The sequence below is a fragment of the Sphingomonas palmae genome (assembly GCF_900109565.1).
Classification (GTDB): domain Bacteria; phylum Pseudomonadota; class Alphaproteobacteria; order Sphingomonadales; family Sphingomonadaceae; genus Sphingomonas; species Sphingomonas palmae.
In genome coordinates this window covers 714787-728777 of record NZ_FNZZ01000001.1, presented here as the reverse complement: position 1 = coordinate 728777, position 13991 = coordinate 714787, and the positions used below count along the sequence as shown (strand labels likewise).

General features: G+C 67.7%; 20 protein-coding genes and 1 other RNA gene. 12 read left to right on the top strand and 9 right to left on the bottom strand.

The genetic code is table 11. The annotated features are described in order from the left end of the window. Positions 1-78: 78 nt before the first annotated feature. The 10 genes from BMW51_RS03520 to BMW51_RS03475 all read left to right on the top strand — a co-directional run bounded on the left by BMW51_RS03520 (position 79) and on the right by BMW51_RS03475 (position 8801). Entirely contained in the window at positions 79-2370 is a 2292-nt protein-coding gene (locus tag BMW51_RS03520) for a chemotaxis protein CheA (protein ID WP_093003335.1), read from the top strand. Next, positions 2367-2813 carry a chemotaxis protein CheW gene (locus BMW51_RS03515; RefSeq protein ID WP_093003333.1) on the top strand — a complete coding sequence of 149 codons (447 nt, stop codon included), beginning with the start codon at positions 2367-2369 and terminating at the stop codon, positions 2811-2813. The genes BMW51_RS03520 and BMW51_RS03515 overlap by 4 nt, the downstream gene beginning before the upstream one ends. 62 nt (positions 2814-2875) lie before the next feature. Continuing rightward, positions 2876-3241 (top strand): response regulator, encoded by a 366-nt coding sequence (locus BMW51_RS03510; RefSeq protein ID WP_093003331.1) that lies wholly within the window; start codon positions 2876-2878, stop codon positions 3239-3241. An 80-nt stretch (positions 3242-3321) separates the two neighbouring features. Then, entirely contained in the window at positions 3322-4320 is a 999-nt protein-coding gene (locus tag BMW51_RS03505) for a chemotaxis protein CheB (RefSeq protein WP_245708256.1), read from the top strand. Continuing rightward, entirely contained in the window at positions 4317-5147 is an 831-nt protein-coding gene (locus BMW51_RS03500; RefSeq protein ID WP_093003327.1) for a CheR family methyltransferase, read from the top strand. Before BMW51_RS03505 ends, BMW51_RS03500 begins: the two co-directional genes overlap by 4 nt. A gap of 139 nt (positions 5148-5286) precedes the next feature. Further along, a complete protein-coding gene (locus tag BMW51_RS03495) occupies positions 5287-5919 on the top strand; it encodes an N-acetylmuramoyl-L-alanine amidase (protein WP_425440966.1) in 633 nt (210 codons plus the stop codon). Between the two features lie 12 nt (positions 5920-5931). Continuing rightward, positions 5932-6313, top strand: an RNA gene (gene rnpB / locus BMW51_RS03490) — RNase P RNA component class A. Between the two features lie 48 nt (positions 6314-6361). Continuing rightward, positions 6362-6907 (top strand): J domain-containing protein, encoded by a 546-nt coding sequence (locus tag BMW51_RS03485; protein WP_093003323.1) that lies wholly within the window; start codon positions 6362-6364, stop codon positions 6905-6907. Between the two features lie 22 nt (positions 6908-6929). Then, positions 6930-7235: a hypothetical protein gene (locus BMW51_RS03480; protein WP_093003321.1), complete on the top strand. Its 306-nt coding sequence runs from the start codon at positions 6930-6932 to the stop codon at positions 7233-7235. 111 nt (positions 7236-7346) lie between these two features. Continuing rightward, positions 7347-8801 carry a S41 family peptidase gene (locus BMW51_RS03475; protein ID WP_245708255.1) on the top strand — a complete coding sequence of 485 codons (1455 nt, stop codon included), beginning with the start codon at positions 7347-7349 and terminating at the stop codon, positions 8799-8801. 29 nt (positions 8802-8830) lie between these two features. On the opposite strand, the gene BMW51_RS03470 is transcribed toward BMW51_RS03475, so the two are convergent. From BMW51_RS03470 to BMW51_RS16320, 9 genes are all read right to left on the bottom strand, one after another. Beyond that, positions 8831-9250, bottom strand: a complete 420-nt coding sequence (locus BMW51_RS03470; RefSeq protein ID WP_093003319.1) for a SufE family protein — start codon at positions 9248-9250, stop codon at positions 8831-8833. Between the two features lie 76 nt (positions 9251-9326). Further along, positions 9327-9566: a hypothetical protein gene (locus BMW51_RS03465; RefSeq protein WP_093003317.1), complete on the bottom strand. Its 240-nt coding sequence runs from the start codon at positions 9564-9566 to the stop codon at positions 9327-9329. 34 nt (positions 9567-9600) lie between these two features. Beyond that, complete coding sequence (locus tag BMW51_RS03460) at positions 9601-9822, bottom strand: hypothetical protein (protein ID WP_093003315.1); 222 nt, start codon at positions 9820-9822, stop codon at positions 9601-9603. A gap of 48 nt (positions 9823-9870) precedes the next feature. After that, on the bottom strand, positions 9871-10080 hold the full coding sequence (locus BMW51_RS03455) for a hypothetical protein (protein WP_425440965.1): 210 nt from the start codon (positions 10078-10080) through the stop codon (positions 9871-9873). A gap of 105 nt (positions 10081-10185) precedes the next feature. Beyond that, entirely contained in the window at positions 10186-10476 is a 291-nt protein-coding gene (locus BMW51_RS03450; protein WP_093003313.1) for a hypothetical protein, read from the bottom strand. Between the two features lie 30 nt (positions 10477-10506). Then, entirely contained in the window at positions 10507-10887 is a 381-nt protein-coding gene (gene pspC / locus BMW51_RS03445) for an envelope stress response membrane protein PspC (RefSeq protein ID WP_093003311.1), read from the bottom strand. Then, on the bottom strand, positions 10887-11210 hold the full coding sequence (pspB, locus tag BMW51_RS03440) for an envelope stress response membrane protein PspB (RefSeq protein WP_093003309.1): 324 nt from the start codon (positions 11208-11210) through the stop codon (positions 10887-10889). The genes pspC and pspB overlap by 1 nt, the downstream gene beginning before the upstream one ends. Before the next feature lies 1 nt (position 11211). Then, complete coding sequence (gene pspA / locus BMW51_RS03435) at positions 11212-11874, bottom strand: phage shock protein PspA (RefSeq protein WP_093003307.1); 663 nt, start codon at positions 11872-11874, stop codon at positions 11212-11214. 80 nt (positions 11875-11954) lie between these two features. Continuing rightward, positions 11955-12083, bottom strand: a complete 129-nt coding sequence (locus BMW51_RS16320; RefSeq protein WP_281243234.1) for a hypothetical protein — start codon at positions 12081-12083, stop codon at positions 11955-11957. 154 nt (positions 12084-12237) lie between these two features. On the opposite strand from BMW51_RS16320, the gene pspF reads away from it, so the two are divergent. After that, the gene (pspF, locus tag BMW51_RS03430) at positions 12238-13281 is read left to right on the top strand and encodes a phage shock protein operon transcriptional activator (protein ID WP_093003859.1); all 1044 of its coding nucleotides are present in this window, start codon (positions 12238-12240) and stop codon (positions 13279-13281) included. A 67-nt stretch (positions 13282-13348) separates the two neighbouring features. Further along, a complete protein-coding gene (locus BMW51_RS03425) occupies positions 13349-13960 on the top strand; it encodes a superoxide dismutase (RefSeq protein ID WP_093003305.1) in 612 nt (203 codons plus the stop codon). Positions 13961-13991: the final 31 nt, after the last annotated feature.

The following is a 13991-nucleotide window of genomic DNA, read 5'->3' as shown; positions in this document are numbered from 1 at the left end:
ATCGTGAGGATAGCGCCGGCTCCTAAGCCGCTCTTAACCTAATCGTGCCATGCCGGCGGCCGGGGACATCGAGGCCGCATGGACGATCTGCTGCAGGAATTCATTGCCGAGACGCGCGAGACGCTGGAAGCGCTCTCGGGCGAGATCGTCGGCTGGGAGCGCGACCCGAGCGATCAGGCGCGGCTGGGCGCGATCTTCCGCTTCGTCCACACGATCAAGGGAAGCTGCGGCTTCCTCGACCTGCCGCGCCTTGCCCGGTTGAGCCACGCGGCCGAGGACGTGCTGTCGGCGGTCCGCGCGGGCGACCGTCACCCGGATGCGGCGACCGTGTCGGCGATCCTCGCGATCGTCGACCGGATCGGCGAGATCGTCGAGGCGATCGACGCGGGACAACCGCTCGACGACGGCGACGAGGCGGCGTTGATCGCGCTGCTGGAGCCTGGGGCGCGGGCGGAGGTCGAACCGGTGATCGATGTCGAGGCGGAAGTTTCCCCTGCCGGAGCTTCGCTTCAGCCCAGCCACTCAGCGCGCGCGCCGAAACGGACTGTTCGGCTATCGATCGACCTGCTCGACCGGATGATGAGCGGCGTGTCCGACATGGTGCTGGCGCGCAACCAGGTCGCACGACAATTACGCGACGCGGGCGACCCGCAGCTCGAGGCGACGCTCGAGCGATTGTCGATGACGGTCGCGGAACTACGCGACACGGTGACGCGCACGCGGATGCAGCGGATCGATGCCCTGTTCCAGGCGCTGCCGCGTATGGTGCGCGACACGGCGGCGGCGGTTGGCAAGACGGTGTCGCTGGTGATCGAGGGCGGCGATGTCGAACTCGACCGCGAGATGATCGAGATGCTGCGCGATCCGCTCGCGCACATGGTCCGCAACGCGATCGACCACGGGATTGAGGCGCGAGCCGACCGTGTCTTCGCCGGCAAGCCTGTGTCGGGCACCCTGCGCGTCGCAGCACGGCAGGCGGGCAATCTGATCGTCATCGAGATCGCCGACGACGGGCGCGGCATCGACACGAACCGGCTGGTCGAGAAGTTCGTCCGCAACCAGCCGGCGCGCGCGGCCGAGATCGCAGGATGGAGCGAAACGCGCCGGCTCGAACTCATTTTCGAACCCGGCCTGTCGACGCGCGAGGAAGCCGGCGACATCTCGGGTCGCGGCGTCGGGATGGACGTCGTCAAGGCGAATGTCGAGCAGATCGGCGGGCGCATCTCGCTCAGGAACGAGCCCGGCCGCGGGCTCGTCGTGACGATCGAGGTGCCGCTGACGCTCGCGATCCTGAACGCAGTCATCGTCGAAGCGGCGGAGACGCGGTTCGCGCTGTCGCGGCAGGTGGTCGAGGAAATCGTCGCGGTCGACAAAAGCGCGTTGCGGATCGAGCGCTTCGGGGCGCACGCGATGGCGGTGGTACGCGGCCGTCGCATGCCGATGGTCGATCTGCCCGCGCTGCTGGGACTTGCCAGCCCCGAGACGGTCGCGCTGATAGCGATCCTGACGCTGCGCGAGGGCGTGTTCGCGCTCGGGCTCAGCGGCGTGGTCGAGACGCAGGAACTGGTGGTTAAACCCGCCGCGCCCGCGGTCATGTCGGCGGGCATCTATGCCGGGCAGATGCTGCCCGACGACGGCGTGCCGATCCTGCTACTCGACGCGGCGGGCATTGCTGCGCGGGCCGGCCTTCGGTTCGAGCGGCAGGAGGTCACGGTCGAGAGCGAGGCGGTCGTCGAGGCCCCGCGTGCGCTGCTGTTCCGCGACGCGGACCAGCGCCGCCGCATGATCGCGGCCGATGCGGTCGGACGGATCGAGCAGGTGCCGGCGGACGCGATCGCGCCGGCGGGTGACCGCTGGTGGGTGACGCGTGAGGGTGCGGCGGTGCCGCTGTGGAGCGCGCGTGTCGCCGACCCGGCGCAGGTCAGGACGATCCTTCGGCTGCAACTGGATGGCCGCGAGATCGGCTACCCGATCGCCGAGGCAATCGAGATCGTCGATCTGCCAGCCGAGGTCGTCAGCGAGCCTGGCGGAGCGACGTTGGTGATGCTGGGTGACGAGCCGGTCGAGCTGGTCGATCCGCTCGCGCTCTTCGACCCGGAAACGACGAGCGGTGCACGGCCGTTGTGCCTGCTGCACGGCAGTGAGAGTGGCTGGATGGAGGCGTTCCTGCGCCCCACGATCGAGGCGGCCGGCTACCGCGTCGTGCGCGAGGCACGGCCGGGTACGGCCGTCGCCGTCGCACTGGCGATGGAGGAGGAGGCGAGCAGCGCACCGGGACACGTCATTCGCCTGAGCCGCCACGCCGGCACTGGTCTGTACCGCGGCGATCGTGCGGCACTGGTGGCAGCCCTGCAGGAGTATCGCGCATGAGCGAAACCAGATTGCACCTCGTCGCGCATGTCGCGGGACGGGGCGTGCTGTTCGACGCGACGCAGGTCGATTCGGTCGTCGATCTGCCCGAGATCGTGCCGACACCCGGTGCGCCCGCAACGATCCGCGGACTGGCGGCGCTGCGCAGTCGTGTCGCGACCGTGATCGAGACGCGTCGGGTGCTCGGGCTCGCCGACGACCGCGAGGCCGGCAGGCGCGGCGTGGTGACGATGGTCGACGGCCACCTCTACGCTGTTGCAGTGGACACGCTGGAGGACGTCTCCACGCTGGCGATCGCGCCGACGCCCGCGGGCATGGCGCTGGACGGTGGCTGGTCGGCGGTACGCGGCATCGCCGACGGAGACGGCGAGACGCTGATGGTGCTGGACCTCAAGCGCCTGATCGAACTGGCCGGCGAACAGACGGCGGAGCCTGCCCGTTAACGCGACACTTACGCCTGTCTGCCAAGGTGTTAGCCGAACCACGATGCGAGTCGAGTAACAGCATGAAAACCTGCCTGATCGTCGACGATTCAAAGGTCATTCGCAAGGTCGCACGCCACATCCTGGAGACGCTCGACTTCGCGGTGGTCGAGGCCGCGGACGGTCGCGAGGCGCTGGGGCAGTGCCACGCGCACCAGCCCGACGTGGTGCTGCTCGACTGGAACATGCCGGTGATGAGCGGGATGGAGTTCCTGCGCGCGCTGGGCGACGAGACGCTGGCGAAACGGCCCAAGGTCGTGTTCTGCACCACCGAGAATGGCATGGCACACATTCGCGCCGCGATCGAAGCGGGCGCGGACGAATATGTCATGAAGCCGTTCGACCGCGAAACGCTGGAAAGCAAGCTGCAGATCGTCGGCGTCGCCTGAACCCCAATCCGGCTCGCGAGATGGCGTCGTCACCCTCTCTTGTACGCCCGGCGGCGCCTGCCGTGCCGAGGCCGCGGGTCATGATCGTCGACGATTCGGCGGTGGCGCGCGCGGCGCTGTCACGGACGATCGTGGAGAGTGGACGTTATAGCATGGTCGGAGCTTGCGCGAGCGCTTCGGCGGCGCTGGTGCGCTTACGGGAAACTTCCGTCGACCTGATCCTGCTCGACATCGAAATGCCGCGCACCAGCGGGCTGGCGGCATTGCCCGATCTGCTGCACGCGTCGCGCGGGGCTAAGGTATTGATCGTCTCGGGCTCGGCAACGGCGGGTGCGGCGCACGCGATCGAGGCGCTGGCGCTGGGTGCGGCCGACACGCTGGTGAAGCCCGCTGCCGCGATGGGGTCGCGGTTCGGCGACATGCTGCTCGCGAAACTGGACGACCTCACCGCCACGGAGAATGCGCCGATCCCGGCGTCGGGCGCGCTGCCGAGGCCCGCGTTTCCGTTCGACGTGGTCGCGATCGGCGCCTCGACCGGCGGCATCCACGCACTGACGAGCGTGCTGCGCGCCATCCCGCCTGCCATGCAGCGGCCGATCGTGGTGACGCAGCACCTGCCGAGCAGCTTCTCCACCTTCTTCGCCGCGCAGATTTCGGCCGTATCCGGCCGAGCATGTGCGGTCGCGCGCGAGTGTACGCGACTGGTGCCCGGCGAGGTCGTCGTCGCACCCGGTGACGCGCACGTCGTCGCCAAGTCGCTGGGCGACGGTACCGCGGCGCTCCGCCTGTCACGCGATGCCGCCGCGACCGGAAACCTGCCCGCGGTCGATCCGATGTTTGCGACGCTTGCCGGCGTCTACCGCGAGCGATTGCTGGCCGTGGTGTTGAGCGGGATGGGTCGCGACGGATTAGAGGGCGCAAGACAGGTGCGCGAAGCCGGCGGCACCGTGGTGGTGCAGGACCGCACTTCCTCGGTCGTCTGGGGCATGCCGGGCACGGTGGCCCGCGAGGGGCTGGCGCATGCCGTTCTTTCGCCGGAACAGATCGCCGCTTTCATCGCGGCGAACGGCCGATCATGAGCAGCGCCGTTCGTACACAGCCGCCGAGTGCCGGTGCGACGACCGTCCTGTCGGCGTTGCTCGAGGCGCGCACCGGGCAGCAGCTCGCCGCCAACCGGACGTGGCGGCTTGAGGCGGCGCTTGGGCCGCTGCTCGCCGAATTGGCGCTGCCGCACGCCGACGCGCTGGTCGCGCGATTGCTCGACGGGCAGGATCATCGCATCGGCGATCGGATCGTCGACGTGCTGCTCAATCACGAAACGTCGTTCTTCCGCGATGCCGGCGTGATCGAGAGCGCGGTGGAGGCGGTGCGCGCCGCCGTGCCGCTAGGGACGCGACCACGTATCTGGTGCGCGGCGTGCGCGACGGGTCAGGAGCCGCTGTCGCTCGCGATGCTGTTCGCCGAGGACGGCGGCACCGCGCCCGACATCCTCGCCACCGACGTGTCGGCGAGCGCGATCGCGCGTGCGCGGTCGGGCAGCTATTCGCAATTCGAGATCCAGCGTGGGCTGCCAATCCGCCGCATGATGCGCTGGTTCGAGAGTGATGGCGGCGATTGGATCGCGAACAAGGCTTTGCTGTCGGCCGTCAGCTATCGCCGGCACAATCTCGCGACCGATCCGGTGCCCGGGCGATACGACCTGATCCTGTGCCGCAACGTGCTGTTCTACCTGACGCCCGTGGTGCGGCAGATAGTGCTGGAGCGACTGGCGCAGGCGCTCAAACCTGGCGCATTGCTGCTGTTGGGCGCGGGCGAGACGGTGATCGGCCAGAGCGAGCTGCTGCGGCCGAGCACGGCGCATCGCGGTTTCTACGAGCGGGTGGCGACAGGCGCGGCGGGTCTCTAGCCCACGCTTCCCTCTGTTCGACACGCGCCCTATAGGCCGGCGTCGCAGCCACGGGGACAAGCGCGATGATGCAGGTGTGCGGGTGAAGGTCGTCGAGGCGCCATCGCCCAATTTCAACGCGCGCACGCTGCCGATCACGATGCTGGTACTCCATTACACCGGCATGGAAAGCGCCGAGGCGGCGGTTACGCGATTGCAGGACCCGGCAGCCGAGGTGTCGTGCCATTATCTGGTGCACGAGGACGGCCAGATACTGCGCATGGTCGCCGACGAGCATCGCGCCTGGCACGCGGGCAAGTCGCACTGGCGCGACATCGAGGACGTCAATTCCGCCTCGATCGGGATCGAGATCGTCAATCCAGGTCATGAGTGGGGCTATCGCGCCTTTCCCGAGGCGCAGATCGACGCGGTGATCCGGCTGGTTGCGCACCTGAAGGACAAATACGAGATCACGCGCGGCAACGTCGTCGGTCACTCCGACATCGCACCGACGCGCAAGCGCGATCCGGGCGAGCTGTTCCCGTGGGGGAAGCTCGCGCGGCTGCGGCTGGCGCTGCCGCGTCCAACGAAGAACCTCGCCGATCCGTTCTGGAGCGAGGCGGGCTTCTGCCTGGCGCTCGAACGGTTCGGCTACGACGTATCCGACCGCATGGCGGCGATCATGGCGTTTCAGCGGCGCTTTCGCCCCGAACTGATCGACGGCGAGATCGATGCCGAGTGCCGGATGATCCTGCTCGCGTTGCTGCTTCCCAAACCGCAGGGCGACGACTAGAGGCACAACCCGTCAGAGGGTCGGGCGGCCGCGTCGTGGAAACGTCGAGGAAAGTCCGGGCTCCGCGGAACAACGGTGGCGGGTAACGCCCGCCGGGGGCGACCCCAGGGAAAGTGCCACAGAGAGCAGACGGCCGCGCTTCGGCGCGGTCACGGTGAAAGGGTGCGGCAAGAGCGCACCGCGCGCCTGGTAACAGGGGCGGCACGGCAAACCCCACCGGGAGCAAGATCGAATAGGGGCGGCGCGGTACGTTCGCGTGCCAGGGTGTGTTCCCACCCGCTGCCCGGGTTGATTGCTGGAGCCCGCGTGCGAGCGCGGGCCGAGAGGAATGGTCGCCTATCCTTGCCCGCGAGGGTGGGGTGGACAGAACCCGGCTTACAGACCCTCTGACATCCACCTTCGCGGTTGCCCTCCGCGCCGCGCGGCCTATCTCGGACCCTTCATGGCGCGTCACACCACACGATCGAACGACTGGGGCTTTCCACGCTGGCGCGGCTACGGCAGCGGGCGCGAGGCGCAGACGGTGCGATTGTGCGACCGGCACGGTTGCGAGGAAGCGGGCAACTGCCCCGCACCCAAGAGCCCGAACAGCCCCGAGCGCTGGTATTTCTGCCAGACGCACGCGGGCGAGTACAATCGCGGCTGGAACTATTTCGAAGGATTGTCGGCCGAGGAGGCTGCCGAGCGCGAGGCGAACGAGCGCCGCGACGCGGGCGGCTTCGCGCAGTCGAAGCACCAGGCGTGGGCGGGACCGGGCGACGGCACGCGCTCGCGCGACGAGATGCGCGCGCTCGACGTGCTCGAACTGGAGGTCGACGCGTCGATGGACGAGGTCAAGCTCGCGTGGCGGCGGCTGGCGAAGTCGAACCACCCCGACGTGCGGCCGAACGATCCTGAGGCAGCGAAACGCTTCCAGGCGATCCAGGCAGCGTACGAGGTGCTGCGCAGCGCCGAGGACGCGCGCACGTGGAAGCCGAGCGAGGCGTGAAGGACGACGGGCTGGGACCGGCATGAAGGACCACGTCCGCGCGCACTGGTCGGGCGCGATCCTGGTGTGCGGCAAATGCTCGAAGAAGCTGGACGGCGGGTTCGGCGACAAAGGACGCACGTCGCTCGCCAAGGCGCTAAAACGCGAGCCGGGCTTCGGCAAGGGACGTAAGGCCGGCATCGGCGTGGTCGAGACCAAGTGCGTCGGCATCTGTCCGAAGCGCGGTGTGGTCGTGGTCGACACGCGCACGCCGGATCGCTGGCGGATCGTGGCCGAGGGAGCGGACGTGGCGCTGCTCGGCGACGAGTTGCACAGTAGCGGGCGCTAGTAACGACCACGATCAGGTTTTCTTCGCGCGCGGCGATTGCGGACGGGGCTGCCCTCGCACATGATCACGCCCGGGTGGGGAGATCGGAAAATGCGCGGACGGTTGCGAGTTTTGAAAGGGGCGATTCTGTTCGTCGGCGCGGCGATGGTCGGGGCCGCCGACGCGCCGCGCGATTGGTCCGCGACGCTGCGCACCGACGCGCAGGCCTTCCACGATCAGGTCGTCGAGGATCACCCCGGACCCTACAACCGGCTCGATCCCGGCTTTGTGGCGGCGAACGACCGCGCACTCGCGCTGACGCTGACACGCGCGCGGCAGGTGCGCGACTATCCGGGGTATCTGTGGGCGATGCGCGGTTATGTCGCGCACTTCGACGACGGCCATGTCGCGCTCGACATCAAGAAGCCGGAACCGATCGCGCTCGAATGGCCGGGGTTCCTGACCGGGTTCGACGGCGCGGGGCGGCAGGTGGTGCGGACCGTAGCCGAAGGCGCGGGATTGCCGCCGGTTGGCGCGATGCTGGTGGCGTGCGACGGCGTTCCCGCCGATGCGCTCGCCGCGCGCAACGTCGGCGCGTTCCGGGGGCGGTGGCAGCTCTCCAGCCAGCGCGCGACGCAAGGTGGACGGCTGTTCATCGACGCGCACAATCCGTTCGTCACGCGCCCGGCGCGCTGTACTTTTCGCAGCGCTGGCCGGCGGCAGGACGTGACGCTCGCGTGGCGGCCACTATCCGATGACGAGTTCGACACGCGCTTCGCCGCGACCGCGCCACGCGCGCGGCCCGCGATCGGCGCGCGCGTGCTGGCGGACGGCACGCGCTGGTATTCGATCAGCGATTTCGACGGCGATCCCGAGGGCGCGACCGCCAAGGCGCTGCGGCCGATGATCGCGGAGATGACGCGCGACCGTGCCGGGGTCGTGGCGGCGCCGCGGATCGTGCTCGACCTGCGCGGCAATGGCGGCGGCTCGTCCGAATGGTCGCAGCAGATCGCGCGCGTGATCTGGGGGCGGGCTGGGGTCGACAAGGCCGACGTCAACTCAGACGCGGTCGACTGGCGCGCGTCGGCGGGCAATCTAGCCGTGCTGCAGGAATACAAGGCGCAGTGGCAGGCCTCGCCCAACGGCTCACCCGAGGCGATCGCCTGGGCAGGCAAGATCGCGAACGGCATGGCGCGGGCGCGCGCGGCGGGCGAGCCGCTGTGGCGCGATGACAGCGACGAGACGACGGTCGAGCCGGTCAGCGATGCGGCCGTCGAGCCGCCCGCGGCACGCGTGTTCGTGCTGACCGACTGGGGCTGCGGATCGGCATGCCTCGACGCGGTCGACCTGTGGACCGCGCTCGGCGCAGTGCAGGTGGGGCAGGATACGTCAGCCGACACGCTCTACATGGACGTGCGCGAGAAGCCGCTGCCGAGCGGGATCGGTGAGGCGGTGATCCCGATGAAGGTCTATCGCGGGCGCAAACGGGGATCGAACCAGCCGGCGATCCCGCGCTATCGCTTCACCGGCGACATGCGCGACGACGCGGCGCTGGAAGGCTGGATCGCCGGCCTGCCGCGAAGCTGATCCCAAATGCTGTAATCGACCGCACGCGCTCAGGCGTAGCGCGCGGCGGTCTCGCGGATCAGCGCGATCATGTTGGGGATGCCCTGCGTCCGGTTGGAGCTGAGCTGTGCTTTCAAATTAAAGGGTGCGAGTTCGGCGTCAATGTCGGTCGCGAGGATCGCGGTGGGCGTGCGGTCCTGCACGGTCAGCAGCACCAGCGCGATGATCCCCTTGGTGATCGCGGCGTTGCTGTCGGCGAGGAAGTGGAGCGTGCCGTCGTCCTGCACGGTCGGGTAGACCCACACCGAGGCGGAGCAGCCGCGCACCAGTGTCGCCTCGGTCTTGAGTGCTGCCGGCATTTCCTCCAGCTCACGACCCAGTTCGACCAGCAGGCGGTAGCGGTCATCACCTTCGAGGAATTCGTACTCGTCGCGAATGTCGGCGAGGGCGGCAGGAGCGGCATCGGTCATGCGTCGGGCGCTATCGTGTGCGCGCGCGTGCGGCAACCGTTGCGCGAAGCGGCGGGGAGGGCACCCGCCGCGATCGTCACAGGTCGACGCCCGCCGCGATCGCCTCGAGCTTGCGGATACGTTCCTTGAGGTCCGCGATCTCGATCCGCGCGCCGGCGCTCGGACCGGCGGGCGTGGTGGCGAGGTGGTCCTGCGCCATCTGCTGGTGCTTGAGCTGGAGCCAGCCGCGCCAGCCGTTCAGCGCGGCGAGCGTGAGCATGGCGAGCCCCGCGAGCGCGGCGGCGGCCATCAAGAGGTAGAAGTTCGGATCGGACATGGTCTTCCGGTCTCCCGATTAAGCGTCAAGTGCGTCAGCGGTCGCGCAGCCGCGCGATCTCGCGGTCGAGGTCGAGGCTGTGGTGGTTCTCGGTGATCACGCGCTCGAGCACCTGGACGCGCTCCTTGAGCTGCCGGATCTCCTCCTGCGCGTGCGTGACCTCTTGCGGCGCGGCCTGCGAACCGCTCAGCATGTGGTGGTTGCGGTGGCGGGCGGTCTTCGCGATGGCCGTGATCATCACGATCATCACCACCATGAAAGCTACGGACCAAGGCATCGTGGTTCTTTCCTGAAAAGATTGGGTTCAGTTGAGCGCGGGCGGGGCGGCCGGAGTGCGCAGCTGCTCGATCTCGCGCGACAGGTCGTTGCCGCCGTCGGTTGCGATCCGTTCGAGCACGCGGACCCGCGCCTCCAGCCGTTCGGTCTGCGCGGCGTACTGCGCCGCCTTCTCCGCAGCCTGGGCATTGAGCGCTGTTGCCATCACTTCCTTGTGCTGCAGCCAGCGCTTGAACATCTCGCTGCCGATGCCGAGCACCACGATGCCGAGCATGATGAGCGCGAGGAGAAAAACGAGTGCGGAGTTCTGAGCGACGAAATCGGACACGGTCTGGTCCTCCTTCTAGCGATCGCGCAGCGCGTCGATCTCGCGCGCGGTGCGGGTGGCGGGGTCGGTGGCGATGCGTTCCAAGACCGCGATCCGCTCTTCCAGGCGGCTGACCTGCCCGGTCAAGCGCTCGTTATCGCTGGAAAGCAGCGCGATGTTGCGGTTGGCGCCTGCGTCACCCTTGTCGATGTTGCGACCCCAATCGTCGCTGATCGAGTAACCGTGCCAAGCGCGTATCCAGTTGTTGATGACCCATGCCGCCATCGACATCGCGATGATCGACAGGACGAACCACGGACCGTGCATTGTTCTTCTCCCCTTCGTGCTCGCAGTCGATCAGCGCAGGCTGTCGATCTCGTTGGCGAGCGTGCTGTTGCGGCTGGTGTAATGCAGCTCGATGTCGGCCAGCCGCCGGTCAAGTTCGCGGAATTTCGAGCGGACCTCGGCGGTCGAACGCGTCGGGTTGCTGCGCACGCCCTGCCAGAATTTCTGGTCGGCGCGGTCCTGATACAGGTTGATCGGCTTCGCTTCCGCCATCCAGGCGATCAGCGCGTAGGCGATCAACGTCCAGGGGAAGCCGCCGGCGAGCGTCAGCAGGATCATCGCGATACGGACCCATATCACCTCGATCCCGGTATAGTCGGCGATCCCCGAACACACGCCCTTCCACTTGGCATCCTGTTTATCGAGGTAGAATTTGGTGCGGCTGTCGGACATCAGTTCCTCCGCTCAAACGAGGGACGCTGTTGGCGGCTGGTGTCGAAGCGGGCGTCGCCGCCTTCGAGCCGATAGTCGGGCTGGTTGCGATAATCGGCCAGGCCGGGGCGAAAGTCGGGATTGTCGGCAGCGACGATCCGCTCGACCGTGTTGACCCGCTCCTCAAGCCGGCGCGCGAGATTGTACATCTCGTCGAGCAGCCGCTCGTCCTCGTCGGTGATCCGCGGCGCGGTCTTCCACTTCGTCACATAGTGGAAGATCAGCCACGGCAGTCCGATGAAGAGGATTGCGCAGACGAAGACGGGTGTCAGAATGTCTTCCATATCAGCGGTCCTTGTTCATGCGCGCCTTTAGCGCGGCGAGCTCGGCGTCGATCTTGTCGCTCGAGCGCAGTTCGTTGAATTCGTCTTCCAGCGTCTTGGGCGTCAGCCCCATCGCCTCGGCGCGGCCCTCGGCCTCGTCGGCGCGGCGTTCGAGCAGTTCGAAGCGGCTGAATGCCTCGTGCGTCTTGGGACCGTTCCACAGTTCGCGCAGGCGCGCCTTGGTGTTGGCACTCTCCAGCCGGGTCGCGATCGCATTCTGCTTGGTACGTGCCTCGCGCAGCTTCGACTGGAGCTTGGCGATGTCGTCCTCGCTTGCGCGGAGCGTGTCGTCGAGGAGCTTGACCTCGTCGCGCAGCTGCTGCGCCATGTCGCCTGCCTTGCGGCGCTCGACCAGCGCCGCCTTGGCCAAATCCTCGCGCTCCTTGCTGAGCGCCAGCTCGGCCTTCTCGGTCCAGCTATGTTCCAGTTCGGACAGGCGCTCGATGTGGCGGCGCATTTCCTTGCTGTCGGCGATGGTGCGCGCGGCGGAGGCGCGAACCTCGACCAGCGTGTCCTCCATCTCCGAGATGATCATCCGGATCATCTTCGCCGGGTCGTCCGCCTTCTCGAGCAGCTCGGCCATGTTGGCGGCGACGATGTCGCGGGTTCGGGAGAAAATGCCCATGTAGTTTGGACTCCTGGTGATACGCGCTTCTTACTCGGTTCCGGCGGGGGCGGAAACGGGCCTGCCGCCGGACCGGAGCGTCAGGCGACGCGAGAGATGGGGGCGGTGTGCCCGATCGCGGTAGCGGGGCCGACCGCGCCGAAGAGCATGGTGGCGCTGACGACGATGGTGCAGGCGACCGCGGCGAGCTTGCTGGTGATGCTGGTCATTGGTGTAACTCCCTGTGTGCGTTGTTGTCCCATGCTTTGCAGAGAGCGTGCCAAATCAGAAAACTGTTTCCCGTCAGGGGCTTGACGCAATCGAAGGCTATTGTGAGGATTTGGGGATTGCCAAGACTTGGCGAACTTTGCCAAGCATTGGTTCATGCGCAGGACCACGCAGGTGATCGGGCAATCGGGTGCCTTTCTCGACGCGCTCGAACGCGCCAGTCGCGCTGCCGCGCTCGACCGCCCGGTGCTGGTGATCGGTGAGCGCGGCACGGGCAAGGAACTGGTGGCGGAACGCCTCCACCATCTGTCGCCCAGGTGGAGCCAGTCGCTCGTCACGATGAATTGCGCCGCGCTGCCCGAGACGCTGATCGAGGCGGAGCTGTTCGGGCACGAGGCGGGCGCGTTTACCGGAGCGACCAAGGCACGCACCGGCAGGTTCGAGGAGGCGGACGCCGGGACATTGTTCCTCGACGAGCTCGGTACCTTGTCGATGGGCGCGCAGGAGCGATTGCTGCGGGCGGTCGAGTACGGCGAGGTGACGCGGATCGGATCGTCGCGCGCGATGACGGTCGATGTCAGGATCGTCGCGGCGACCAACGAGCATTTGCCCGACCGGGTGGAGGAGGGCACCTTTCGCGCCGACCTGCTCGACCGGCTGTCGTTCGAGGTCGTCACGCTGCCTCCCTTGCGTGCGCGACGCAGCGACATTCCGGTGCTCGCCGACCATTTCGGGCGGCGGATGGCGTCGGAGCTGGGGCATGATGAGTTTGCGGGGTTCGGCCCCAAGGCGACCGAGGCGCTGATGGATCACCGCTGGCCCGGCAACGTGCGCGAATTGCGCAACGTGGTCGAGCGTGCAGTCTATCGGTGGGAGGATGCGGGGCCGATCGACGTGATCGAGATCGATCCGTTCCACTCGCCGTACCGGCCCGCGACAGCGCGATCGGCGCCGCGTGGGGAGGTCGCGCCGGACACGAAGCCGCGCGACTTGCCCGACGAGGACGCGCCAGTCGTCGCGTGCGAGGAGGGGCCATCCGACTTCAAGTCGCGCGTCGCGCGATTCGAGCGCGAGCTGCTGGCGCGCACGCTCGCCGAGCATCGCTTCAACCAGCGCGCGACCGCGGAGGCGCTGGGGCTGAGCTACGATCAGCTGCGCCACGCGCTGCGCCGCCATGACCTGATCGGAGCGGTTGCGTAACGACCTAGCCGGAGCCATTTGACGGCGGTCGCGTTCTCGTCGCGAGCCCCATCAGGAGGATATATTCATGGCTTTCGAACTGCCGCCGCTGCCGTACGCTTATGACGCGCTGGAGCCGGTCATCTCCAAGGAGACGATGACGTTCCACCACGACAAGCATCACGCGGCCTACACCAACAAGCTGAACGAGGGCGTCGCGGCCGATCCGAAGCTGGAGGGCAAGTCGATCGAGGAAATCCTCGGCATGATCTCGCAGCAGCCGCCGCTCATCCGCAACAACGGCGGCGGCTACTGGAACCACGATTTCTTCTGGAAGATCATGGGGCCGAAGGGTTCGACGCAGCCGTCGGGCAAGCTCAAGGAGGCGATCGACGCCTATGGCGGGCTCGACAAGCTGAAGGAGGACTTCAACACCAAGGGCGCGGGCCAGTTCGGCTCGGGCTGGGCCTGGGTAATCGCGGACAAGGACGGCGCGCTCAAGGTCACGTCGACGCCGAACCAGGACAACCCGCTGATGGACGATGCCAAGGAGCCGGGCACGCCGATCCTCGGTAACGACGTGTGGGAGCACGCTTACTACCTGACCTACATGAACGATCGGCCGGGCTATCTGAAGGCGTGGTGGGACGTGGTGAACTGGGACGAGGCCGGACGCCGCTACGAGCAGGCGGCGGGCTGAACGCCTTGTTGATGTGAGAAAGGAGGGCGCG